This is a genomic window from Brenneria sp. L4-2C (assembly GCF_040240335.1).
In the GTDB taxonomy this organism is placed as follows: domain Bacteria; phylum Pseudomonadota; class Gammaproteobacteria; order Enterobacterales; family Enterobacteriaceae; genus Brenneria.
The window spans coordinates 163394-187310 of sequence record NZ_JBEIAC010000004.1; the positions used below are offsets into that span (position 1 = coordinate 163394).

Consider the following 23917-nt stretch of genomic DNA (forward strand, 5'->3'; position numbering starts at 1 on the left):
ATGACTCACTTCCGTCAGCAGCATGCTCGACATATAGAAAATATAAATATCAGGTGATCAATGGCTGAGAAATTGATTCGAATTGAAGGGCTATATAAAGTTTTTGGCCCCGGCGCACATAAAGCGATCCCTTATTTACAGGCGGGAAAGGACGCCGCGGAATTATTATCCAAGCACGGTTGGTCGGTGGCATTAAATAATGTTTCGTTGCATATCCGCCAGGGGGAAATATTCGTTATCGTCGGATTGTCCGGATCGGGTAAATCAACTTTATTGCGTACACTCAATCGGTTAATTGAACCGACGGCGGGCGAGATATTTTTTGAAAATAACGCGCTTTCCGCTTTATCGGCGGCGGAATTAATCGATCTTCGCCGTCGTTCCATGAGTATGGTTTTTCAGTCATTCGCCTTATTGCCGCGGCGCAACGTACTGGATAACGTGGCGTTCGGCCTGGAACTGTCGGGGGTCAAGGCCGCCGCCAGATATCAGGCTGCGCTGGCGGCGCTGGAACAGGTGGGGCTGGCGCAGGTCGCCCGCCATATGCCGCACCAGCTCTCCGGCGGCATGCAGCAGCGCGTCGGGCTGGCGCGGGCGCTGCTGGTTAATCCGACGCTGTTGCTGATGGACGAAGCCTTTTCCGCGCTGGACCCGATTAACCGCCGGGAAATGCAGAGCCTGCTGCTGCGGCTACAGGCGGAGCAGCAGCGCACCATCGTTTTCGTCACCCACGATATCGAAGAAGCGCTGCGCATCGGCAACCGGATTGCGATTATGGAACACGGACGTCTGGTGCAGATCGGCACCGCCGAACAGCTGGTGAATGCGCCGGCCAACGCCTATGTGCAACGCTTCTTCTCCGGGATTGATACGTCGCGCTATGTGCTGGCGGAAAGCTATGCCGATATTTACTCAACATCCGCGCCGGGAGGAACCACTCATGGCTGAACCGTTAAATTTCAGCAGCCAGATTGACGACGCGGTGCGCTATCTGCTGAGCCAGCATGGCGAGATATTCGAATTTATCGCCGCGCTGCTCGACGGCGTCTCCGGCGGACTGGAACAGGGATTGCTGCTGCTCTCCCCCTGGGGGCTGGTGCTGCTGGCGGTGGCGCTGAGCTGGTGGCGGCTGGGTTGGGGATTCGCGCTGTTCAGCGCGGCCGCGACGCTGTATATCGTCTACAGCGGCTATGCGCAGCACGCGGCGATAACCCTGGGCCTGACCTTGTCGGCGACGTTTTTCAGCCTGTTGCTTGGTATTCCGCTGGGCATTCTGATTGCCCGACATCGCCGCATCGGTATGGCGGTGCGGCCGCTGCTGGATTTCATGCAGACCATGCCGGCGTTTGTTTATCTGATCCCGGCGACCATTCTGTTTGGCCTCGGCAGGCCGCCGGGCATTTTCGCCACGGTACTGTTTTCGATGCCGCCGGTGGTGCGCTTAACCGATTTAGGGATCCGCCAGGTGGATAAAATACTGATCGAGGCCGGGCTGGCGTTCGGCTGTACCCCGCGTCAGCTGCTGCTGAAAGTGCAATTGCCCAATGCCTTGCCGTCGATTATGGCGGGGGTGAACCAGACCATCATGATGGCGATGTCGATGGTGATTATCGCCTCGATGGTCGGCGCCGGCGGGCTGGGCAACGATATTCTGACCAGCATTCAGCAACTGGACGTCGGGCAGGGATTGCAGAGCGGTTTTGTGGTGGTGCTGATGGCGATTCTGCTGGATCGCCTGTCCGCCAGCCTGTGCCGTCAGTCGCCGACCAGGGAGTAGCGGCGCTTCAAACGCGAAAGGCGATGGGAAGCGCGCCCGAGCGCCGGATATTTCTTCTTAATCCCCGCACGCCGCCAGCGCGAATGGCTGCGATCTTATGCCCGGGCGCGCTGACCGCGGGAATAATACAGCACCAGCAGCAGCCCGAGGCCGGCGATCAACGCGCCGGCGACCGGGATATAGGCGTAACTCAGCCCGCCCGCGATCACCGCGCCGCCCGCGGCGGCGCCTAACGCATTGCCCAGATTAAACGCGCCGATATTGACCGATGCGGATAAGCCCGGCGCTTCATGGGCGACCCGCATCACGTTCATTTGCAGCGGCGGCACCACGCCAAAAGTCGCCATGCCCCATACAATCATGCTGAACGCCGCGCCGATTTCTGTTCTCGCCAGCCAGGGAATAGCCAGCATCGACACAATCAGCAGCAGAAAAAAGCCTTTCAGCGTCCCGTTGACCGAGCGATCGGCCAGGCGGCCGCCCAGATAGTTGCCGAGTGAAAAGCCGACGCCAATCAATATCAACATGACGGTGATAAACGCCGGCGATGCATCGGCGAGGGTGGCCAGCACCGGTGAAATGTAGGTGTACAGGGTGAACATGGCGCCGGCGCCCAGTACGGTGGTCAATAGCGACATCACCACCACCGGGCGGGTCAGCACCGCCAGCTCCTGGCGAACCTGCGGGCGCTGGCCCGCCTTTCCCGCTGGGAGCGACAGCAGCAGGCTTAGCATCGCCGCCAATCCCAATACGGATATCGCGGCAAAAGACATGCGCCAGCCGATCATTTCCCCTAGCCAGGTCGCCGCCGGCACGCCGCCGATATTGGCGATGGTCAAGCCCATAAACATGGTGGCGACGGCGCTGGCCTGTTTATCCCTGCTCACCACGCTGGCGGCGACCACCGATCCGAGGCCAAAAAAAGCGCCGTGATTCAGGCTGGTGATCAGGCGGGAAAGCAGCAGCACCGTATAGTTGGGCGAGAGCGCCGATAACAGATTTCCCAGGGTGAAAATGCTCATCAGGAAAATCAACGCGCTGCGATGGGAATAACGCGACAGCAGAAGGGTCATTACCGGCGCGCCGATCATCACGCCGATGGCATAGGCGCTGACTAGCATACCTGCCGCGGGGATGGAGACATCAACTCCGCGCGCGATAACCGGCAATAATCCCATTGGGGAGAATTCGGTGGTACCAATGGCGAATGCGCCTGTGGCTAAGGCCACCAGTGGAAAATTGAGTTTCATCGACAGCTAATCCTGATAATAGAGGAACGAAAGAAACCGGCCTTGCGTTATTTCTGAAACGGCCCTTGTCGGCGAATCCGCAGACAAAAAGACATAAGCATGCAGGCGCATTGTATCCGCTTCTGATATTCCAGATACAGTCTGATCGTGGCGAAAGATAATTGCTGTTCGATCAACAATAAACCTTTATCGCTTGTGCTGCGATTGACCCCACCCAGCCTCCCCCTGATAAGCTGTCTCTTGGTCACATATTTATGCGGACTCAGAGGCAGTTTCGTGCGCCACAATGCCGCCATTTCCATGCTACGTCGTAGCACGCGCCCGACATAGGGGGCCCAAGCGCCAGCCCCCTATGAACCCGGGCTTGCGGCTAAATTATGCCGCTGCGCGGTGCCTTCGTCGGTATCAGGCTTAACGGACCGCTTGCGACACGTTCCCAACGTGGCGCAAGCTTTCGCCGCGTCCATGCGGCTCATCCTAAGCCTGCTATCTCCTCAGCATAATTTTTTACGCCGCATAACAGCCAACCCCGTTAGCGCTCCCGCATTTGTGACTAAGAGACAGCCCTGATAAGGGGGAGGCCGGGTGGGGGTAGCGGCAACGTTGCCCTTACTTCACCGGGCGTATCCAGCAGGCGATGGTATCGCGCATGACGGCCAGACGCTTATCCAGCGCTTCCGCCGCCGTGAGATCCTGCTGGTAGACGATGGAGAGGGTGGAGCAATTGATTAGATAGAAAAAACCCAACGCAGAGATCGAGATGTTCAACTGCATGGCGTCCAGCCCCATTCGTACGGTTCCTTCACGTTCGCCGCGATCGAGCAGCGACTGCGAGATCCCTTGCCAGCTGAGATTGATATCGTCGATGTTGCGCGAGGCTTTTAAGTGGCGGGCTTTTTGCTGGTTTTCGCTACTCAACAGCCGAATAAATTCGGGGTGTTCCAGGTAGTAATGCCAGGTGAAATCCACCAGTTGCAAAATCGCCCGATCCGCCGGCAGGTGGTCCAACTGCAATGCCGCTTCTTCTTTGCGAATTCCGCGATAGGCGTCTTCCAGTACGCGGGTGAACAGCTCATCCTTATTATTAAAATAATGATAAATAAGTTGTTTATTGATATCAGCCAAGCTGGCGATTTGCTCAACGCGGGCGCCGTCGAATCCTTTCTCCGCAAACTCCTGGCTTGCGGCGGCAAGGATTCTCGCCTGGGTCAGTACCGGGTCACGTTTACGTCTTGGCTTTGCTTCTTTTGCCACGCCACCACCTCAAAGTATTGATCAGATGTATTTTTTGCCGCCGAAAAACCGTCGTTGGCGCGTTTCATCCTACCATAGCGTCCGTGCGCAATAACAATGGCCGATGTTAACTTTGGCGGCAAACCCGCAATGCGCGCTATCGGTCTCCGTATCAAACCCCAAGGTCCGCGTCATGATTGATATTGTGATCCTGCTCAAAAATGTATCAACCGGTTGGTTGGTTATGCGAGTCGGATCATTTTTTTTACCCCGAATCCGCTCTAGAATTCGCAAATAACCAAACGGTTGGTTGATTATAATTCACTGAATAATAAAACAATGGAGTTCATATGACGACAACAACGCGTCCAGTGGCATTGATTACCGGATCAACGCGGGGCATTGGCAGGCAGTGCGCCATTGAATTGGCTAAACAGGGATTTAATGTCGCGATTAACGGTCGGGATACGCCTGACGGCCTGTTACGCCAGCAGGCGTTGGTCGATCTGCTCGGCGAGTATGGCGTGGAAGCGATGGCTTGCTCCGGCAACGTGGCGGAACTCGAACAACACCAACCGATGCTGGATCGTATTCTCGAACGCTGGGGACGGTTGGACTGCCTGGTCAATAATGCCGGCACCGCGGCGAAACAGCGCGGCGATCTGCTGGACGTCAGCGCCGAAAACTACCAGTACTGCCTGGATATCAACGCGCAGGCGATGTTTTTTCTCAGCCAACGCGTCGCGCGCATCATGCTGCGGCAGGGCGAACTGGGCGGTCATCGTCGCAGCATTATCAATATTACCTCGTGCAGCGCCTCGATCCTGTCTATCAGCCGCGCCGAATACTGTATCTCCAAAGCGGCGGCCAGCATGGTTACCCAGCTTTTCGCCTTACGTCTGGCCGAAGAGGGGATCGGCGTTTATGAGGTGCGACCCGGCATTATCAATACGGATATGACCCGCGTGGTGAAGCCTAAGTACGATCGACAGATTGCAGATGGTCTGGTGCCGATGAAGCGCTGGGGAGAAACGCAGGATGTCGCTGAGGTGGTGCAAACGCTGGCGGCGGGTCGCCTGCCGTTTACCGTCGGACAAATTATCAATGTCGACGGCGGGCTGAATGTTCCTCATTTTTAATAAAAACAACAAGTAGTTAGTGCGAAAGCGACACCGGGGGAAATCATCAATGGCAACACATTCTATTGGCATCATCATGCATGGCGTTACCGGCCGCATGGGGAAAAATCAGCATTTGATTCGTTCTATCGTCGCCATCCGTCAGCAGGGCGGCGTGGCGTTGGCGAATGGCGATCGCCTGATGCCCGATCCTATTTTGGTGGGGCGCAATGAAGATAAAATCGCCGCGCTCGCCCGCCGCTACCAGATCGACCGTTGGACGACCGATTTGGCGCAGGCGCTCGACAATCCGCAAGATACCATTTTCTTTGATGCGGCCACGACGCAGGCGCGCCCGGCATTATTAAAGCAGGCGATCGCCGCCGGGAAACATATCTACAGCGAAAAACCCGTCGCGGTTAGCCTGGCGGAAGCGCTCGATCTTTACCGCTGCGCGGAAGAACGCGGGGTGAAACACGGCGTCGTTCAGGACAAGCTCTGGCTGCCCGGTTTGCAAAAACTTCAGATGCTTAACCAGTCCGGCTTTTTCGGCAAAGTGCTTTCCGTGCGGGGCGAGTTCGGCTACTGGGTTTTCGACGGCGATCTGCAACCGGCTCAGCGTCCTTCCTGGAATTACCGTCAGCAGGATGGCGGCGGCATCATTCTGGATATGATTTGCCACTGGCGTTACGTCATCGACAATCTTTTCGGCGAAATAAAAAGTCTGAGTTGCTTTGGCGCGACGCACATTCCGCAACGCTGGGATGAAAACGGTCAACCCTATGCCGCAACGGCCGATGACGCCGCCTATGCCACGTTTGAACTGCACAATGGCGTCGTGGTGCAAATCAATAGCTCGTGGTGCGTGCGCGTAAGGCGGGACGATCTGGTGACTTTTCAGGTCGATGGCGTCAATGGATCGGCGGTGGCCGGTCTGACCGATTGCCGTATCCAGTCCGGCGTCAATACCCCTAAACCGGTGTGGAATCCGGATGTACGCCAAACCCACGACTTCTACCAGGACTGGGCGCCGATGCCTGAAAATAAGATTTACGACAATGCCTTCAAAGTGCAATGGGAACTGTTCCTGCGGCACGTATGGGGCGAGGGCGACTTCCAGTGGAATCTGCTGGAAGGGGCGAAAGGCGTGCAATTGGTCGAGCTTGCGCTGCAAAGTTGGCGCGAACGCCGCTGGATAGACGTTCCGCCATTGAACCGTAATGACGGCGCTGAATAAGGAATCATACGATGTCTGAACATCATAACCAACGGCCCGACGCCAACCTGCTGTCACTCAATACGGCTACGGTACGCCAGCAGTGGACGCTCGATAAAATCATCGATGGCTGCGCCCGTCATGAAATCCGCGGTATTTCCCCGTGGCGCGATCAAACCCATGCGCTGGGGGTGAAAGAGGCCGCGCGCCGCATCCGCGCCCATCAACTGACGGTTACCGGTTATTGCCGCGGCGGCATGTTTCCCGGCGCGACCGCGCAGCAGCGTCGCCTCAACGATGACGATAATCGCCGCGCGGTGGATGAAGCGCTGGAACTGAACGCGCAATGCCTGGTGCTGGTGGTCGGCGGCCTGCCGGAAGGCAGCAAGGATCTCAGTCAGGCGCGCGGACAGGTACGGGACGGACTGGCGACCATGCTGGAATATTCCCGTTCGGTCGCCATGCCGCTGGCTATCGAACCGCTGCACCCGATGTATGCCGCCGACCGCGCCTGCGTCAATACGCTCGAACACGCCAACGATTTGTGCGACGAACTGGGCGATGACGGGCTGGGGATCGCCGTCGACCTCTACCATACCTGGTGGGATCCCAAATTCAGTCAACAGGTTGAACGCGCTGGGAAATCACGACTGCTGGCTTTTCATATCTGCGACTGGCTGGCATCCACGCAAGATCTGTTGCTCGATCGCGGCATGATGGGCGATGGCGTTATCGATATCCGCGCGGCCCGCTGGACGGTGGAAGCGCAGGGATACCGCGGATTTCATGAAGTCGAGATCTTCTCCGCCAAAAACTGGTGGCTGCGCGATCCCGATGAAGTGCTGGAGACGTGTAAACAACGTCATCTGGCGTGTTGTTAGACCACCGGAAAAATATTATCCCAGTCGTTGTTGTATCTCTGACATAGAAAGCATGCCGGCGGTCATTTATTTGGCCGCTGAGGTGAAATTCAATTCTCGTTGCGACTTTTATCAGCCGGGGAAATTATGAATACAGATACAAAAAAAATGATATTGGTGTCCGTCCTTTGCGGTCTCGGTTATATGATGTATTCCGTCGACCGAATGACCGTGTCCTCAGCCATTGGCTTGATTTCTCAGGATTTTGGTCTGGGGAAAGGCAGCTCCGGTATTTTACTCAGCTCTTTCTTTTATGGTTTTATCCTGTTTTTATTCGTCTCAGGCATTATCTCCGATAAACTCAGCGGTAAACCGGTATTAATTCTTGGATTAACGCTATTTTCACTCGCCACGGTATTTACCGGACTGGCGGGCAGTCTCACCGCATTAATTTTCTATCGCGTTATGACGGGGATCGGCGAGGGCATATTCTGGCCCGCCGCATCGCTGGAAGTGGCTAACGTGACCTCCGAAAAACAGCGCACCACCGTGATGTCGCTGTACTGGATGGGCTACCCAATCGGCGGTTTTTTCGGCACCTGGCTGGGGGCGGTACTGGGGCCGGTTTACGGTTGGCGCATGGTTTTTTACGTCGCCGGCGGGCTGGGGATCGTGGTGGCGATCCTTTACGCCGTCCTGGTAAAAACAGAGCCTAAATCCGCTGGAACGGCTGCCAATGCCGGCGTGGTCAAAGAAAAAGTTCCCTTGTCTCTGCTGTTCAGCACTCCGTCCGTGGTGATGATGGCGCTCTACTATTTTCTGCTGCTGTGCGGTTGGTGGATCGTGCTGCTCTGGGCGCCGACGTTCCTGATGAACGCCAAACAAATGCCCATGAGTATGGCCGGCACCATCGCCAGTCTGCTTGGTCTGACCGGCGCGCTGGGCGGTTTTCTGCTGGGGCGATACTGCGATAAAGGCAATTTCTCCCGCAAAAGATGGATTTTGATCGGCATCACCGTCGCCAGCGGATTGCTGATGGCTTCTCTGATCATCCAACTGCCGATCGCGGCGGTGGTGGTGCTGGTGATGCTGCTCGGCTTTATCGGTTATCCCATTACTCCGCTGGTGCTCTCCTTTACCTCAGAACTGGTGCCGGCCGCCATTCGCGGCGCGGCCATTGGGTTTGTCATGAATATCGGCATGATTGCCGGCGGTATTTCTCCGGTGCTGGCGGGCTACCTGTCCGATCGCTATGACATGCCGGTGGTGTGGTTTTTCGCCGCCTGTCTGATGGCATTGAGCAGTCTGCTGCTGCTGAAAGTGAACAAAATCGAGGCGGGCGCGGATAACGCCGCCGAACAACCGGCCTCGGAGGCGGTTTCCGCGCGCAAGCATCTCGTCTGATCGTCACCGATCGCCTGCATAATAGATTTCAATGAGTGAACCGAATATGGCAATGATTATTTCGCAGAATACGCTGGACCAGTTAACCGATGTCGAAATGCCCAAGCACACCGCCGCCCGCCAGCCGGATGAAACCCTGGCGTTGGCTCAGGGGATTGTTATCCCTGTCTATCGCTGCGAGGCGCTGGTGGTAGGCAGCGGCGCCGCCGGATTGCGCGCCGCGGTGGAGCTCAAACGCCGACAGGTGGATGTGCTGGTCGCTACGCAGACGCTGTTTTGGGGAACCTCGGCCTGCTCCGGCTCGGATAAGCAGACGCTGCATACCGCCGCCACCAGCAAGGGCGGGGATAACTTTATTCAACTGGCGAATGCGCTGAGCGCCGGCGGGGCAATGGATGCCGATACGGCCTATGTCGAGGCCGTCGGCTCTATTGAGGCGTTCGCCGGTTTGAAATACATCGGCCTGCCGTTGCCGGAAGATCGCTACGGCGCCTGCTTGCGTTATCAGACCGATCATGACGAGGCGGGGCGCGCCACCAGCTGCGGCCCGCGCACCTCGCGCCTGATGGTGAAAGTATTGGCTGAAGAGGCGAACCGGTTAGCCGTGCCTTTCGTCGATCACTCGACGATTATTCGCCTGCTCATTGACGAGCGTCATGATGAACGGCGGATCGCGGGCGCGCTGGCGATCAACACCGGCGCCCGTTGCGGCGATAACCCCGCCGGTCTGGCGCTGTATCTCTGCCCGGCGCTGGTGCTGGCCGCGGGCGGGCCTGGGGAATTGTTTCGCGATAGCGTCTATCCCAACCGTTGTTTCGGTTCGCTGGGTTTGGGGCTGGAAGCGGGGATCCATGCCGTCAACCTGACTGAAAATCAATTCGGCATCGGTACCCGACGCGATGAGTTTCCGTGGAACCTGTCGGGAACCTATGTTCAGTGTATGCCGTATCTGTACTCGGTAGACGAACAGGGCCGGGAACATAATTTTCTGGCTGACTATTACCGTACCACGCGGGAACTGGCGTCAAACATTTTCAGGAAGGGGTATCAGTGGCCGATCCACGCTACCCGTATGCTGAATTTTGGCTCCAGCCTGGTCGATCTGGCGATTTTTTCCGAGTCCCAACTGGGGCGTACGATCTATATGGATTTCAATCGCAATCCGCAGCCGGTGCCTGGCGATCGGCCATTCAGCCTGACCGAACTGGATGACGATGTCGCGCAGTATCTGGCGAATAATGAGGCGTTGCTGGCTCAGCCGATCGACCGGCTGCGGCGCATGAACCCGCTGGCTATCGAGCTATATAAACATCATGGCCACGATATCGGCATCGCGCCGCTGCCGTTTAACGTCAACCATCAGCATATGAACGGCGGGCTGGCGGTGGATATGTGGGGGCAAACCTCGCTTACCGGTTGTTTTGCGGTGGGGGAGGCGGCCGGTACTCATGGCGTTACCCGGCCGGGCGGCGCGGCGTTGAACGCCGGACAGGTGTTCGGCATGCGTTGCGCCCGGAAAATCGCCAATCAGGGCGAAATTTCGCCGATAGCGGTGAGCGGGCTGCTGCACCAGATTCAGGACTGCGCGCAAACAATCGCGTCGGGAATGGAGAATGAAAACGGTCTGGCTATTGACGATATCAAGCGGGACATTCAGCAGCGGATGAGCGATAAAGCCGGATTTATCTGCTACGCCGATGAGGTCGAAGGGGCGCTGCTGGCCGCCAGGCGTTTGAATGAACAGATACGCGCGCGCGGTATCGCCATCCCTTTCGTCAATAAGGCGGCGGTCAGTTTCCAATGGCGGCATATGGCGTTGGCGTCGGAAGCGCTTCTCAGCGCGCTGGATTTTTATATTCGCCAGGGGGGCGGCAGCCGGGGCGCCAGAGCCATTTGCTCCCCGCAGGGAGAGGAAACCCCGATAACCCGCGCCGGCGCGCTGGAGCAATATCGGTTTCTGACGGAAAAACCGAAGCATAAACGGCAGCAGTTGTTCGTGAGCTATCAACCGTCGGGTTTTACTGTCGAGGCCAGACCGTTACGGCCGCTCGGCGATCTGGATACTATCTTTTTCGAGAAAAACTGGCCTGATTTCCTGACCGGAGAAATTTATCGTTAACCACGTTGCGCAATATTGGCCGTCTTGCGACGTCGGCTCGGTGGGCGGCCAAATTCTGATTATTCAACAAGGTCATGTTAATCTGTTAAATCTCTTCATAAAAAACGGGAATGATTAACATGATAGTGCGCACATGGCACGGCTGCGTGCCGGTGGATTATGCTGAAGCATTTGCTAAACACCTTCAGCGTACCGGCGTTCAGCATTCAGCAGGGATCGACGGTAATCTGGGCGCGTTCGTCAGGCGTGAAACCCAGGGAGAGTGGGAACATTTTTTCCTGGCGACATATTGGCGGGACATCGCGGCGGTGACGGCGTTTGCCGGCGAGCATTATGCCGTGGCGGTGACCTATCCCGATGACGAACAGTTCGAATTACTGTCCGATCCTTATGTCTTTCACCATCAGGTCAACGCGGTGACGCCGTTATAACGCCCGGCGGCATTGTTGCCTTGTCGGTAAAATTCTCGTTTAGAATCCACCCGATGGGATTTAGCGTCGTGCGAAAGGATGAGGGCGGCGCGGCGGTTGCCGTCGCATAGCCGGCCTTGCCTCCCGACGCCGCGGCGTGATAAATTTTCGCCGGGTGTCGGCTGTATAGGACAGTCAGGCAGGTTATCATTTTGCGTTGGTCGGGCCGCCGCGCGGAGTTGTCACGTTATGAGGCGCGACCTGTCACCGCGTAAAATTCCCCGCGTTCGTCTGTTCGCCGAACGCGCTTTCGCCGCACTAGAACGTTTTGCCCATATCGAATCCGTCAGCGGCATTGTGTTGCTTGCCGCAGCGGCCGTCGCCTTAATCTGGGCTAATTCCCCTTTCGCCGCCAGCTACCATCAGTTATGGCATACGCCGGTTTCCCTGGCCGTCGGATCGTTTTCATTTTCTCAGCCGCTGCATTTCTGGATTAATGACGGGCTGATGGCGATCTTCTTTTTAGTGGTCGGCATGGAAATCAGGTATGAAATTCACGCCGGCGCGCTAAGTCATATCAAACAGGCGATGCTGCCGATCGTGGCCGCTTTCGGCGGCGTCGCGCTGCCCGCGTTGATCTATGTGTTGTTTAACAGCGACCCGACGCGTCATCACGGCTGGGCGGTACCCACCGCCACCGATATCGCTTTTGCCGTGGGCGTGCTTGCGCTGCTGGGGCGGGCGATTCCCGCCAATGTCCGGGTGTTTTTGCTCACGCTGGCGATTATCGACGACCTTGTCGCCATCGTGATGATTGCCCTCTTTTATTCCTCCGGGCTCGACTATAGCGGGCTGGCGATCGCCGGGGCCGGGATTTTACTGGTCTTCGGTTTGCAATTAATCGGTGTCGGCGCGGCGCTGGTCTATCTGATACCCGGCGTCATCATCTGGAGCGGTTTTCTGATTATGGGCGTGCATCCGACGATAGCGGGCGTGGTGCTCGGGCTCATCACGCCGGTATTCCCGGCGCGGACGCAGGAGTCCGCATTAGACAAGGTACGGCGCATCGGTAATGAGCTGGCGGGACGTTCCGCCCGCAATAATGATGCGAGCGGACTGGCCCAGCCTTTCCGCCAGTTGCGCGTAGCCAGACGCGAGCTGCTTCCCCCGGTGATGAGGGTGCAAATGGCGCTTCATCCGTGGGTGGCGTTTTTCATTATGCCCCTGTTTGCGCTGGCTAATGCCGGGGTCAGCATTCAGGGCGTCGATCTCTCGGCGCAGGGGGCTCATTGGGTGATGGTCGGCGTAATGGCCGGGCTGGTGATAGGAAAGCCGTTGGGCATCATCGGCGTAAGCTGGCTGATGGTGCGGATCGGCTTATGCAACCGACCGCCCGGCGTATCCTGGGGCGGCATCGTCCTGATCGGGCTGCTGGGGGGCATTGGCTTTACCATGTCCATCTTCATCGCCATGCTGGCGTTTGCCGATGCAAATCAACTGGGCGCGGCCAAGCTCGGCGTGTTGCTCGGTTCGCTGACGGCGGCCGTGTTGGGGATGGCATGGGGTACGTTGTACGCGAGGCGGACACGCGCGGTTAATGCCGGCGAACGCGATTAGCATCGATACGCGACATCGTCGGTTTTCGGCGATGTCGCCACTCGCCCTACTTCAGGCGACGGGTGCGCTGGCCGTATTACCCGGCCCATTTGCAGGCCTCTGCCCGGCAAGTCGCGTGCGTATTTGCTCCTGGAAGATTTGCCCGTCCCCTGGATTGCGCATCGGGATTTAATGAGAGATGCCTGCCTCTCGCCGGATGTTCCCCGCGAGTTTGTCCCTTACTTTCAGCGCTGCAAAGCTAATTATTTCAAGTTTATTATTCAGGATAGTCGCCGTATTTTTAATCTCTTTTTACGGCGGGAATACCATAAGATTTTCCTGAATTCAGCGCTTTAATTCGCGGCGTTTGATGTTGCGATAGAATGCCTGAAAAGACTATTATTCCGATACTCTTTCTATGGCTAAAATAAAGCGAATACTTATATGAATAATGCAAAAAAATTTACTCTCACTACCCTGTTTTCCGCGCTTTTACTGTGCGGTCTGGCCGGATGCGATGGGCCAGGCAAGGAGCCCACTGCCGCCGCCAGCAGCCAGTCCGAGGATCAAAAAGAGACGCAGGCTGTCGGTTATTACGTTGAAATAAGCAACCAGCTCAATAACATCGGTGGATTGGAAAGTGCGGCGAGCAGTTACGTACGGCAGAATATCGATAAAGGCGATAGTTCAGGCATTTATTCGCTGAAACTCACGCCGATTAATTATAATTACATCATGGAGCAATATACCAAGGCGGAGGCGTTAAATTATCAGGGGAGTCCTGAATTAACTCAGGCCGCCGCCGATTTAAAGAAACAGCTTGAAGTCTTGCATAATGAAGAGCAGCAACTAAAACAATATTATGACACGGCCGAATATAAAACAGATGATCTGGCTAAAGGGAAAAGCGCGGACGCCCGCATTAAGAATGAACTGAATCAGGCGTTGCGGAGTTACGCCGCTTTTCAGACGAAGCTGGACGTGGTGTATCACCAGAATCAGGGTAAGCAACTGGACGCGGTGAAAAAGGGCGGCAACATGTACGCCTATCATCAGTTGAAAAGCTTGAACCTGGCGGAACAGTTGGTTTCGCTGATCGAGTCGGCGGAAGATGTGCAGGATAAGGATAAAGTCGCCAAAGCGGATGCCATCGCCAAAGAGATGCAGGACAATCTTGCCAGCCTGCAACGGCTTATTGACCAGAATTCCGATCCTAAAAAAGCCGGCGTGACGAATAATTCGGTGATCAATTATCTTTATAGCGAGATTAACTATTACCGCCAGTTTAAAGAGTCAAAAGATCCGAGCGATCTTCAGTTTATGATCGGCGGCTACAACTCTGCGGTTGACTCTTACAACCGAGGATAAGCGTATCGCACGGCGTGCGGTGAATACTGTTTTGCTGCGCGTACCCTGCGGCGGCATCGCCTTGATCGGGCTGCTGGGGACATTGGCTTCACCATCTTCATTTCTCATCTGGCGCTCGGTTTGCTTAACCGATCGACCAGCGTTTGGCTTTGCTTGATAAAACGGCGGCTTTGTTCGCTGTTTTGCTGCAAAAGGCAGACAAACAGCAGGTCGATAATGGTGTTTTGCGCCGTCCGGGCGGAGATGGAAGAGCTGCGCCAGCGGGTTTCATCCGCGACGGTATCCAGCGTGTAGTCCGCCAGTTCGCGCAGCGGATTATGTTGCAGGGCGGTAATGGCGATCAGCGTCGCGCCGCTTTTTTTAGCGGCCTCGGCGGCAATCAGCAGTTCCCGCCGTTTACCGGAAAATGAAATGATGATTTGCACATCGGCGGCGTTGAGGGACTGAGCGACGGTGATCTGCACATGGCTATCCAGTTCATGCATAACCGGATAGCCGATTTTCATCAGCTTATAGGCCAGATCCTTGGCGACCAGCGATGAACTGCCCACGCCGATAATCTGAATGCGTTTGGCGGACTGGATGTGCGAAACCGCCTGCTGTAGCTGGGCGAAATCAAGACTATCGGTGGTATCCCGCAGCGCTTTTTGTTTTTCCGCGCATAACTTCTCGGCGATCGCCGGCAGGCTGTCATCACTGCTGATGGCGTTATGAATGTGCGAACTTCGCTGTTTTTGCCGCGATGCCTGCTGTCCCCACTCTTCGATTAACGCCAGCTTAAGATTGGTAAAGCCTTTCAGGCCCAGTTTCTGGGCGAATTTGATAATGCTGGATTGGCTGATGCCCAGTACGGCCGCCAGTCCCTGCGAGGAAAGCTGTTTTAACGCCGCCGGATTTTCCAGCACGTAATCCGCGATCTTGCGCTCGCCAGGGGTAAATATCGCTTTGTTCTGAATAATTTTTTGCGTGTATCTCATGGTGGAAACTCACATAGCCGACGCCTGATCCAAGCCATCTTACGTTGCCGATGACGAAAAACAAAATGGGCGACGAAGGTCTCAGAGTAATAAAATATTATTTTATTTGCCCATTATCAGGTATAAATTATTCCTTACTGTACAAATATGACGCAACCCGCTTATGAAAATAGATTTATCCAACCTGGTGACCGAGAGCCGCAATCAGGCAAGTGAAAATATTGATACGCTGCCGACGCTGGAGATGCTTCAGGTTATTAATGCCGAAGATCAAAAGGTGGCCTTTGCCGTCGAGCGGGTATTGCCGCAGGCGGCGCAGGCCGTGGACGCGATTAGCGCCGCTTTTACCCGCGGCGGCCGCCTGATTTACTGTGGCGCGGGTACCTCAGGCCGGCTGGGCATTCTGGACGCCAGCGAATGTCCGCCGACTTACGGCACGCCGCGCGGGCAGGTCGTCGGCCTGATCGCCGGCGGACATCCGGCGATTTTGCAGGCGGTGGAGAATGCCGAAGATAACGCGGCGCAGGGCGAGCAGGATCTGCGCGATCTGAATTTCAATTCCCGCGATGTGCTGGTGGGGATCGCCGCCAGCGGCCGTACGCCTTACGTCCTGGGGGCAATGCGCTATGCCCGTACGTTGGGCGCTGCGGTGGTCGCGCTGACCTGTAACCCGAATAGCGAAATGAGCCGGCTGGCGGATATCGCCATCGAGCCTGTGGTCGGCGCCGAGGTGGTGACCGGCTCATCGCGGATGAAAGCGGCGACGGCGCAGAAGCTGGTACTGAATATGCTGACCACCGGGTCGATGATCCGCAGCGGCAAAGTGTACGGCAACCTGATGGTGGATGTCGAAGCCACCAACGCCAAACTGGTGCAGCGCCAGATCAACATCGTCATGCAGGCCACGGAATGCAGTCAGCAGCGCGCAAGCGAGGCGCTGAGCCAGTGCGGCAACCACTGCAAAACGGCGATTGTCATGGTGCTGGCCCATCTTTCCGCCGCTGACGCCAGCAGGCTTCTGAAGCGCAACAACGGCTTTATCCGCGCGGCATTACACGACACAGGACATCACCACGATGGCGAAAATAAATGAAGCCCTGATTGAACAGATCCTCGGTCATGTGGGCGGCGGCGGCAATATCGCGCTTTGCGGCAACTGCATGACGCGACTGCGTTTAACGCTGCAAGACCGGGAGTTGGTCGAACTCGATGAACTGAAACGTATCGCCGGCGTGATGGGCGTAATTGAGGGCGACGATCAGCTACAGATTGTTCTTGGCCCCGGTAAAGCGCAAACCGCCGCCGACATAATGAACGCGCGGCTAAGCCGCGACGCGCCGGAAAATTCCGCCGTGAGCCGGGATCTCAAGTCGATCGCCGCGGAAAATAAGCAGCAGATCAAAGCGAAACAAAGCAGCGCTATTCATCGCTTTTTCACCAAGTTCGCCACTATCTTTACGCCGCTGATCCCCGGTTTTATCGCTGCCGGTCTGCTGTTGGGGATCGCGACCCTGCTGGAGCAAAGTCTGGTGCTGGGCGTTGAGTCGCCCGACCAACGACTGGTCGGCGCCATCGGTTATATGAAGGTCTTCAGCAAGGGATTGTTCGCCTTTTTGAGCATTCTGATCGGCCATAACGCGCAAAAGGCGTTCGGCGGCACCGGCGTGAACGGCGCCATCATCGCTTCGCTGTTTGTGTTGGGCTATGTACCCGACGCCAAAGTAGGCTTCTATGCGGGAATCGATAACTTCTTCGGCCTGCCCATCGACCCCCGAGGCAGCATTATCGGCGTACTGATCGCCACGATTATGGGCGCCTGGGTTGAGCGTACGGTGCGGAAATTTATGCCCGACAACCTGGATATGATCCTGACTTCGCTGATTACTCTGCTGATTATGGGGGCGGTGACGTTCGTGGTGATCATGCCGGTCGGGGGCGAACTGTTTAAGGGGATGTCATGGCTGTTCTTGCATCTGAATGGCAACCCGATTGGCAGCGCGGTGCTGGCCGGGTTATTCCTGATCGCCGTCATGTTCGGCGTTCACCAGGGCTTTGTTCCGGTCTATTTCGCGCTGATGGATGCCCAGGGATTTAACTCGCTGTTTCCGATTCTGGCGATGGCCGGCGGCGGGCAGGTCGGGGCGTCGGCGGCGCTGTTCGTCAGAGCGAAAGCCGGCTCGGTGCTGCGTACTCAGATCAAAGGGGCGATCATTCCGGGCATTCTCGGTATTGGCGAACCGTTGATTTACGGGGTCACGCTGCCCAGGCTGAAACCCTTTGTCACCGCCTGTCTGGGCGGCGCGGCCGGGGGATTTTTCATCGGTCTGGTCGCCTATCTGGGCTTGCCTGTCGGCCTGAATACCGTTTTCGGTCCTTCCGGCGTGGTGTCTATTCCGCTGATGACCTCCGGGCAGGGCATTTATGCCGGTATCGGGGTATACGTCGCGGGATTGCTGGTGTCCTATGCGGCGGGGTTCGTATTGACCTGGTTTTTCGGCAGTAAAAATGTCGATTTAAGCTGAGCGAAGGCGAGCAAGGCGTAACCCGGTTGCCGGGGCGCTTTGCCGATTTATCTACAAAATGGCACAGAATTTGACATATCTGTTTAACATTTCTTGTCACCTGACAATAGGATAATTCTTCTTTATCACCTGGTTGAGGCTATTTGGCCGATAATTAATCGAATTATATGCTGCCGTTTTGGGTTTATATTGTTTTTTCCTCCTTCTTGCTCTATTTTATCTCTATTTTTAGATATATGTTCTTTTTTATTTATTTTTTTTCGTTTGGCAGAAAATGTAAGGATTTTGTCTATACTTCAACTGTTTTTCCTCTGTGTGTCGTTATTAAAAATAAATATGGAGGATGGTTTATTTCTTTTGCTTTAAATAGTTTTAAGTTAACAACATATCCCAAAGTAGAATTCAATTACGCGGGAAATAGATAGTCATATTTTTCATTTCATAATATGGCTAAATAATACAATTGAGCACGCTTATTGACTGGCTCGAAATTCATCAGGATGGTCTACTCCTGATGGATAACGTTCTGGTGTTTTATTTTTGACAAGGTTATTCGAATGGTTGATCTACAGCAATCCATACATCGTCTGACAAGAACGCTTTCTCCGCATGCTCGCTTAGCAACGCCCAGTGAAATTGTAAAGGGAAAACGACGCTATCACCTTCGCTCCGACGGCGAGCAATTTATCTATTTTCTTGATGAGGGCGAGTTTTTAATGAAGCGAACACGGGATAATAAAGTTATCTCGGTTATTTTACCGCCGGCAGTTGTGGGCTGGTCTTTAGCCGTATTCGGCGGTGATGATATCTATATCGAAAGGGTGGATTATGGAAAAATAAGATGTCTGCCGTTCGATCTTGCTTTCAGGGTGGTCACCGCCTATCAGCGGTTTGACGACGTGTTGAATATCGTCAATTTCTGGTTTCATCAACTGGTTGATTTTTGTGTCGATAACGACGGAGATTCGAACTTCGTCGTAAGGAATATGCTGATTTCATTGCATAATCTCCCGCCGGACGTCAGACAGCATTTCAGCGTGTTAAACTATATCGCCGAGCGAAGCTCGTTATCGAAAAGTACCATCTTCAGGATCTTGAAGAAATTACAGTCGGAAAACGCGATTGAATTGGAACGAGGGCGATTGAAAAGTATCTCGTTTAGCTAGTTTTTATATTGGCTTATCTTATAAATACTTGATCTGGTCGTGTGATTTAATCTTTTTCTGTAATGTAAGAGATTAGGTTACGCGACGCTATCATTTTCAATGAATTTCATTTCTTTATTTCCCTTCCTATTTTTCATCCTGTTTTTTTAGTTAATTTAATATTAATTTATTTATTTTTATTTGCTGTTTAAGCCGCTTGGTTGTTGTGGAATAACGTTTTTTATTGATGTTTTACAATTTTTTAATATTTCAATTCATATGGATTTTTTTATTTTACTTTGCAATTTAAGGTTTTTGTGAGCTATCTGTGGTTTTGCAGTTTTTTATTTTGCTGCTGACGTTTTAATTATCACTCTTTGGCTTTTTGTTCTATTTCCGTTTTTCAATTTGCGTTTTAGTTTTGTATTGCTGGCATTTTCTGGTCGATTGGTCTGTGGGGCGGTTTTTTGAAAATAATAAGGGGCGGCAAGGATGTTGTGTATGTCTTTTCTCTCGATGTAACTGCACTGGAGTCTATTTAAGCGCGTTCTTAGCACGTTTTTATATTGATTTCAGGATGGAAGATGAGAAATAACCTCGTGGGCAATAAACCACATTCATTTATCAGCCACTAACGTGGCCCTTTATTGGTAATAAGGAATCGTCACTTATGCGTAAATTACTACTCAGTGCCCTGATCGGCGCATCAATGCTGTCGTCTGGCCTGGCTGCCGCCGCAACAACCGTTAATGGCGGTACAGTTCATTTTAAAGGCCAAATTGTTAACGCCGCCTGCGCCGTCAGCACCAATTCTGCCGACCAGACGGTAAACCTGGGCCAGTACCGTACCGCTAACTTCACCAGCGTGGGGGCCTATTCCGCCAAAGTGCCATTCACTATCAAACTGGAAGATTGTGATACCACGGTATCGACTACCGCAGCGGTTGCCTTTAATGGTTCAGCTGATACCAGCGACAACACCGTACTGGCTACCAGCAACATCAGCAGTGGCGGCGCCGGTACCGCTGGCGGCGTAGGTATCGAAATTTCCGACAGCAAAGGTAGCGTACTGACGCCAAATGGTTCCACTTTCTCCGCTGCGCAGACTCTGGTCAACGGCGGCACCAATACGCTGAACTTTACCGCACGTTATAAATCAACTCTGGCTACGGTAACGCCTGGTCAGGCTGATGCGGATGCCACCTTTACTATGCAGTACGAATAATTCGGCAGTACGAATAATTCGCAACATGTATCAAGGACGTGAATAAAGCCAGGGATGGCTGATTCAGTTGAAAAGGGCTATTGCAAGGACATCCCTTCACCGTCACCGAGCGGTGGCGCTCCGTCGCTCCCATTTTCGCCTGTCGTCCGACCGAAACGCAGCCGCTAACGCCTTAAACAGCTGACTGTTCAGCGTCTATTTTTATGCATCAACGAGGTCTAACGTGTTCAATACCCCATTATTACATGCTATGCCGCTACGTCGATTAGCCCGCGTCGGCATGGTATTTCTTTCTCTGTTGACGGTTTCTCACGCCGTGCAGGCCGGGGGCATCGGGCTTGGCGCAACGCGTGTTATTTATCCCGCCGGCGCGCCCCAGACATCACTGGCTATTAATAATAGCGATGAGAAATCGCGTTTTCTGATTCAGTCCTGGGTAGAAGACAGCACCGGTAATAAAACCACCGAGTTCGTCGTTACGCCGCCGCTGTTCGTTGTGAATCCCAAAGGGGAAAACACGCTGCGTATTATGTATGTCGGCAAACCGCTGCCCACTGACCGAGAGTCTGTCTTCTGGATGAACGTCAAGGCGATTCCTTCGGTGGATAAAAATGAACTTCAGGACAAAAATGTACTGCAACTGGCGGTCTTGTCCCGCATCAAAATGTTCGTTCGCCCCGCCAATCTGGATGTTTCGCCCGTCGATGCGCCAAGCCAACTGCGTTTCACTCGCGTCGGCGAGACGGCCCATATCGAAAATCCCTCTCCTTATTACATTACGTTGGTAAACATCTACCGGAGCGGGAAAAAACTGCCTAACACCATGGTGCCGCCCAAAGGCAGCATTTCGATACCGCTTCCGGCCGGAACCAGCGGTGATCTGACCTATCAGACCATCAACGATTACGGCGCCAATACGCCTAAAGCGAACGGCGTGCTGAAGTGATTTTTCCGCATGGCCAATGGCGCCGAGATTAAAGCAATGACCCGATTTTCGCGCGCGGGCGTGTTTTCGTTATAAACAGCGAGGATTTTCGAATGCAGTCGCTCATCCCTGTACCTTGTCGTCTGAAGCCGCTTTATCAGGCGATGATATTGAGCATCGCGCTCCCATTCGGCGGCGCATCGGCAGAAGAGTATTTTAATCCATCGTTTCTATCGAACGATCCGTCCGCCGTTGCCGACCTGTCGCGTTTTGAACGGGGTGAAGGACAGCCGCCCGGTCTTTATCGTGTGGATATTTATATCAACGACGAATTCGTCGCTTCGCGCGACGTCGCCTTTCATGACCGACCGGCCGCCGCGAAAACCGCATCCGTTCCAGATAATACCGGGCTGGAGGCCTGCCTGACGCGCCCGATGCTGGAACAGTTCGGCGTGAATGTCGGCGGTATCAACGCTATCGCGGACGCGCCAAAAGATAAATGCCTCTCGTTGCCGACGGCAATCCCTGACGCCACGAGTACCTTCGACTTCGGGCTGCAACGCCTCTATCTCAGCGTGCCGCAAATCGCGCTGAGTCACAACGGGCGCGGCTACATTCCGCCGGAGCAGTGGGACGACGGCATCACCACCGCGTTGCTCAATTACCATTTCACCGGCAGCAACACCTCCGGCGATACGCGCAGCGACAATTACTTTCTCAATTTAGACAGCGGGATTAACTGGCAGGGCTGGCGTTTGCGTGACTTTTCCACCTGGAACTACAGCAAGCAGCGCAACGCCAGCAACAGCGATTGGCAACACGTTAGCACCTACCTGCAACATGCCGTTACGCCCTGGCGCAGCCAGGTGACGCTCGGCGATAGCACGACGCCCGGCGAAGTGTTCGACAGTCTGGGATTTCGCGGCGTGCAGTTGGCCTCCGACGACACCATGCTGCCGGACAGCCTGCGCGGTTTCGCGCCTACGATCCGCGGCATCGCCAAAAGCAACGCCCGGGTCACCGTCCGACAAAACGGCTATGTGATTTATCAGGCTTATGTCGCGCCGGGCGCGTTCGTTATCAACGACTTGTACCCCACGTCATCGAGCGGCGATTTGCAAGTGACCGTGACTGAAAGCGACAACAGCGTCAATAGCTTTAACATCCCTTATTCGGCGGTGCCGCTGCTGCAACGCGAAGGTCACATTAAATACGCCGTTACGCTGGCGGAATACCGCAGCAACCTTAGCCAGCAGAGTAAACCAAAATTCGCGCAGGGTACCCTGATCTGGGGATTGCCGTACGGCACTACGCTGTATGGCGGCAGCCAATTATCGGACGACTACAAATCTGTGGCGATCGGCGCGGGGCAGAACCTGGGGCATTGGGGGGCGTTATCTCTGGATGTCACGCAAGCCCATACCAGACTCTCGGACGACAGTGAACATGACGGACAGTCGCTGCGTTTCTTATATGCTAAATCGCTTAACGAATTCGGCACCAACTTTCAACTGCTCGGCTACCGTTACTCCACCAAGGGGTTCTTTACGCTGGATGAAGCCAGCTACAAGAATATGCGCGGTTATACCCTAGACGATACGGTGACCGATCGCGTCGTCTATCGCGACTATTACGACCTGCGCCACGCCAAGAAAAGCCAAATGCAGGCCAATATTTCTCAGCAACTGGGCGATGGGTTGGGTTCGCTGTTCTTTTCCGCCAACCGGCAGACCTATTGGCAGAGCGATCGCACCAACGACCTGTGGCAAGCGGGCTATAGCGGCAACTATAACCACATTAGTTATAACCTGACGTACAGCTACAACAAGAGCCGGGCGCTTGACGATAGCGATCGGATGGTTTCGCTCAACCTCTCGTTGCCGCTTGGCGAATGGCTGAGTCCCGTGCGCAACAAAGGCATCTTCAGCAGTTCCAGCAACAGCGCTTACGCGACCTATAACGCCACCGCCGACAACCATCACCGCACCGTTCATCAGGCTGGCGTCAGCGGCACCTTGCTGGAAGACAATAATCTTAATTACAGCGTTCGTCAGGGCTACGGCAATAAAAACATCGGCTATAGCGGCGGCGCCGACCTCAACTATCAGGGCGCTTACGGCAATAGCAACGTCGGTTATAGCTATTACCGAGATTACCATCAGGTTAATTACGGCTTGGATGGCGGCATCGTCGCTCACGCCAACGGCATCACCCTCAGTCAACCGCTGGGCGACACCAATGTGCTGATCAAAGCGCCTGGCGCGGAAGATGTGAGACTAAACAATACCACCGGCATTCGCACCGACCGTCGCGGTTATGCGGTGATCCCCTACGCCAGCGTGTATCGCGCCAACCGCATTGCGCTGGATGTCGATTCGCTCAAGACCAATACCGAAGTCGACAACGCGGTGGTGAACGTGGTGCCGACGCGCGGCGCATTGGTACTGGCGGACTTTCACGCCCATGTGGGCAGCCGCGTGTTGATTACGCTGCAACAGCGCAACGGCAAGATTGTGCCGTTCGGGGCGCAAGTGACGCGTACCGACAGTGACTACACCGGCATCGTCGGCGATAACGGCCAGGTGTTCCTGTCCGGCTTGCCGAAAAACGGCACGCTGAAAGTTGAATGGGGCGGCGGCGCGCAGCAGCAGTGTCTGGTCGATTACACCTTGCCCGGCGGCAGCGAAAATCAGCCGATTACTTACCTCAAATCCGGATGCCAGTAACGCGAAACGTCGCACATGCTGCGCGACGGCGATCAAGATCGACCAA

19 protein-coding genes are annotated in these 23917 nt (G+C 54.8%); 16 read left to right on the forward strand and 3 right to left on the reverse strand.

What is annotated here, in order from left to right; translation table 11 throughout:
- The first annotated feature begins 60 nt into the window (after positions 1–60).
- Entirely contained in the window at positions 61–948 is an 888-nt protein-coding gene (locus ABRZ26_RS08630; RefSeq protein ID WP_319603852.1) for an ATP-binding cassette domain-containing protein, read from the forward strand.
- Positions 941–1777: an ABC transporter permease gene (locus ABRZ26_RS08635; RefSeq protein ID WP_319603853.1), complete on the forward strand. Its 837-nt coding sequence runs from the start codon at positions 941–943 to the stop codon at positions 1775–1777. Before ABRZ26_RS08630 ends, ABRZ26_RS08635 begins: the two co-directional genes overlap by 8 nt.
- A 95-nt stretch (positions 1778–1872) precedes the next feature.
- Here the strand turns inward: ABRZ26_RS08635 and ABRZ26_RS08640 are convergent, their stop codons facing one another.
- Together ABRZ26_RS08640 and ABRZ26_RS08645 are read right to left on the reverse strand one after the other, a co-directional pair.
- Positions 1873–3027, reverse strand: coding sequence for an MFS transporter (locus ABRZ26_RS08640; protein ID WP_319603854.1), 1155 nt, complete (start codon positions 3025–3027; stop codon positions 1873–1875).
- 609 nt (positions 3028–3636) lie between these two features.
- Entirely contained in the window at positions 3637–4281 is a 645-nt protein-coding gene (locus ABRZ26_RS08645; RefSeq protein ID WP_319603855.1) for a TetR/AcrR family transcriptional regulator, read from the reverse strand.
- Positions 4282–4610: 329 nt separating this feature from the next.
- On the opposite strand from ABRZ26_RS08645, the gene ABRZ26_RS08650 reads away from it, so the two are divergent.
- The 8 genes from ABRZ26_RS08650 (at position 4611) to ABRZ26_RS08685 (ending at position 14351) form a co-directional block, all read left to right on the forward strand.
- Positions 4611–5399 (forward strand): 3-ketoacyl-ACP reductase, encoded by a 789-nt coding sequence (locus tag ABRZ26_RS08650; protein ID WP_319603856.1) that lies wholly within the window; start codon positions 4611–4613, stop codon positions 5397–5399.
- 49 nt (positions 5400–5448) lie between these two features.
- Positions 5449–6615 (forward strand): Gfo/Idh/MocA family protein, encoded by a 1167-nt coding sequence (locus tag ABRZ26_RS08655; protein WP_319603857.1) that lies wholly within the window; start codon positions 5449–5451, stop codon positions 6613–6615.
- A gap of 11 nt (positions 6616–6626) precedes the next feature.
- Positions 6627–7475: a sugar phosphate isomerase/epimerase family protein gene (locus ABRZ26_RS08660; RefSeq protein ID WP_319603858.1), complete on the forward strand. Its 849-nt coding sequence runs from the start codon at positions 6627–6629 to the stop codon at positions 7473–7475.
- Positions 7476–7601: 126 nt separating this feature from the next.
- Positions 7602–8858 carry an MFS transporter gene (locus ABRZ26_RS08665; RefSeq protein WP_319603859.1) on the forward strand — a complete coding sequence of 419 codons (1257 nt, stop codon included), beginning with the start codon at positions 7602–7604 and terminating at the stop codon, positions 8856–8858.
- Positions 8859–8910: 52 nt separating this feature from the next.
- Entirely contained in the window at positions 8911–10977 is a 2067-nt protein-coding gene (locus tag ABRZ26_RS08670) for an FAD-binding protein (protein WP_413556142.1), read from the forward strand.
- A 119-nt stretch (positions 10978–11096) separates the two neighbouring features.
- The gene (locus ABRZ26_RS08675) at positions 11097–11408 is read left to right on the forward strand and encodes a hypothetical protein (RefSeq protein WP_319603861.1); all 312 of its coding nucleotides are present in this window, start codon (positions 11097–11099) and stop codon (positions 11406–11408) included.
- A 228-nt stretch (positions 11409–11636) separates the two neighbouring features.
- Positions 11637–13004, forward strand: a complete 1368-nt coding sequence (nhaA, locus tag ABRZ26_RS08680; RefSeq protein WP_319603862.1) for a Na+/H+ antiporter NhaA — start codon at positions 11637–11639, stop codon at positions 13002–13004.
- 423 nt (positions 13005–13427) lie between these two features.
- Positions 13428–14351: a DUF3829 domain-containing protein gene (locus ABRZ26_RS08685; RefSeq protein ID WP_319603863.1), complete on the forward strand. Its 924-nt coding sequence runs from the start codon at positions 13428–13430 to the stop codon at positions 14349–14351.
- 104 nt (positions 14352–14455) lie between these two features.
- Here ABRZ26_RS08685 and ABRZ26_RS08690 read toward each other — a convergent pair whose 3' ends face one another.
- The gene (locus tag ABRZ26_RS08690; protein WP_319603864.1) at positions 14456–15328 is read right to left on the reverse strand and encodes an SIS domain-containing protein; all 873 of its coding nucleotides are present in this window, start codon (positions 15326–15328) and stop codon (positions 14456–14458) included.
- Positions 15329–15491: 163 nt separating this feature from the next.
- On the opposite strand from ABRZ26_RS08690, the gene murQ reads away from it, so the two are divergent.
- The 6 genes from murQ to ABRZ26_RS08720 all read left to right on the forward strand — a co-directional run bounded on the left by murQ (position 15492) and on the right by ABRZ26_RS08720 (position 23871).
- A complete protein-coding gene (gene murQ, locus ABRZ26_RS08695) occupies positions 15492–16421 on the forward strand; it encodes an N-acetylmuramic acid 6-phosphate etherase (protein WP_319603865.1) in 930 nt (309 codons plus the stop codon).
- Complete coding sequence (murP, locus tag ABRZ26_RS08700; RefSeq protein WP_319603866.1) at positions 16405–17850, forward strand: PTS N-acetylmuramic acid transporter subunit IIBC; 1446 nt, start codon at positions 16405–16407, stop codon at positions 17848–17850. The genes murQ and murP overlap by 17 nt, the downstream gene beginning before the upstream one ends.
- A 557-nt stretch (positions 17851–18407) precedes the next feature.
- On the forward strand, positions 18408–19016 hold the full coding sequence (locus ABRZ26_RS08705; RefSeq protein WP_319603867.1) for a helix-turn-helix domain-containing protein: 609 nt from the start codon (positions 18408–18410) through the stop codon (positions 19014–19016).
- Positions 19017–19665: 649 nt separating this feature from the next.
- Complete coding sequence (gene fimA / locus ABRZ26_RS08710; protein WP_319603868.1) at positions 19666–20220, forward strand: type 1 fimbrial major subunit FimA; 555 nt, start codon at positions 19666–19668, stop codon at positions 20218–20220.
- Between the two features lie 280 nt (positions 20221–20500).
- On the forward strand, positions 20501–21166 hold the full coding sequence (locus ABRZ26_RS08715) for a fimbria/pilus periplasmic chaperone (protein WP_413556140.1): 666 nt from the start codon (positions 20501–20503) through the stop codon (positions 21164–21166).
- Positions 21167–21258: 92 nt separating this feature from the next.
- Positions 21259–23871 carry a fimbrial biogenesis usher protein gene (locus ABRZ26_RS08720; protein ID WP_319603869.1) on the forward strand — a complete coding sequence of 871 codons (2613 nt, stop codon included), beginning with the start codon at positions 21259–21261 and terminating at the stop codon, positions 23869–23871.
- The last annotated feature ends 46 nt before the right edge of the window (positions 23872–23917 follow it).

What these genes read in the sequence shown, in the direction of transcription:
- ABRZ26_RS08650 (WP_319603856.1), top strand. Translation starts at nt 4,611, where the DNA reads ATGACGACAACAACGCGTCCAGTGGCATTGATTACCGGATCAACGCGG.
- ABRZ26_RS08670 (WP_413556142.1), top strand. Translation starts at nt 8,911, where the DNA reads ATGATTATTTCGCAGAATACGCTGGACCAGTTAACCGATGTCGAAATG.
- ABRZ26_RS08665 (WP_319603859.1), top strand. Translation starts at nt 7,602, where the DNA reads ATGAATACAGATACAAAAAAAATGATATTGGTGTCCGTCCTTTGCGGT.
- ABRZ26_RS08635 (WP_319603853.1), top strand. Translation starts at nt 941, where the DNA reads ATGGCTGAACCGTTAAATTTCAGCAGCCAGATTGACGACGCGGTGCGC.
- ABRZ26_RS08690 (WP_319603864.1), bottom strand. Translation starts at nt 15,328, where the DNA reads ATGAGATACACGCAAAAAATTATTCAGAACAAAGCGATATTTACCCCT.
- murP (WP_319603866.1), top strand. Translation starts at nt 16,405, where the DNA reads ATGGCGAAAATAAATGAAGCCCTGATTGAACAGATCCTCGGTCATGTG.
- ABRZ26_RS08720 (WP_319603869.1), top strand. Translation starts at nt 21,259, where the DNA reads ATGCAGTCGCTCATCCCTGTACCTTGTCGTCTGAAGCCGCTTTATCAG.
- murQ (WP_319603865.1), top strand. Translation starts at nt 15,492, where the DNA reads ATGAAAATAGATTTATCCAACCTGGTGACCGAGAGCCGCAATCAGGCA.
- ABRZ26_RS08640 (WP_319603854.1), bottom strand. Translation starts at nt 3,027, where the DNA reads ATGAAACTCAATTTTCCACTGGTGGCCTTAGCCACAGGCGCATTCGCC.
- ABRZ26_RS08705 (WP_319603867.1), top strand. Translation starts at nt 18,408, where the DNA reads ATGGTTGATCTACAGCAATCCATACATCGTCTGACAAGAACGCTTTCT.
- fimA (WP_319603868.1), top strand. Translation starts at nt 19,666, where the DNA reads ATGCGTAAATTACTACTCAGTGCCCTGATCGGCGCATCAATGCTGTCG.
- ABRZ26_RS08630 (WP_319603852.1), top strand. Translation starts at nt 61, where the DNA reads ATGGCTGAGAAATTGATTCGAATTGAAGGGCTATATAAAGTTTTTGGC.
- ABRZ26_RS08715 (WP_413556140.1), top strand. Translation starts at nt 20,501, where the DNA reads ATGGTATTTCTTTCTCTGTTGACGGTTTCTCACGCCGTGCAGGCCGGG.
- ABRZ26_RS08655 (WP_319603857.1), top strand. Translation starts at nt 5,449, where the DNA reads ATGGCAACACATTCTATTGGCATCATCATGCATGGCGTTACCGGCCGC.
- ABRZ26_RS08675 (WP_319603861.1), top strand. Translation starts at nt 11,097, where the DNA reads ATGATAGTGCGCACATGGCACGGCTGCGTGCCGGTGGATTATGCTGAA.
- ABRZ26_RS08685 (WP_319603863.1), top strand. Translation starts at nt 13,428, where the DNA reads ATGAATAATGCAAAAAAATTTACTCTCACTACCCTGTTTTCCGCGCTT.
- ABRZ26_RS08660 (WP_319603858.1), top strand. Translation starts at nt 6,627, where the DNA reads ATGTCTGAACATCATAACCAACGGCCCGACGCCAACCTGCTGTCACTC.
- nhaA (WP_319603862.1), top strand. Translation starts at nt 11,637, where the DNA reads ATGAGGCGCGACCTGTCACCGCGTAAAATTCCCCGCGTTCGTCTGTTC.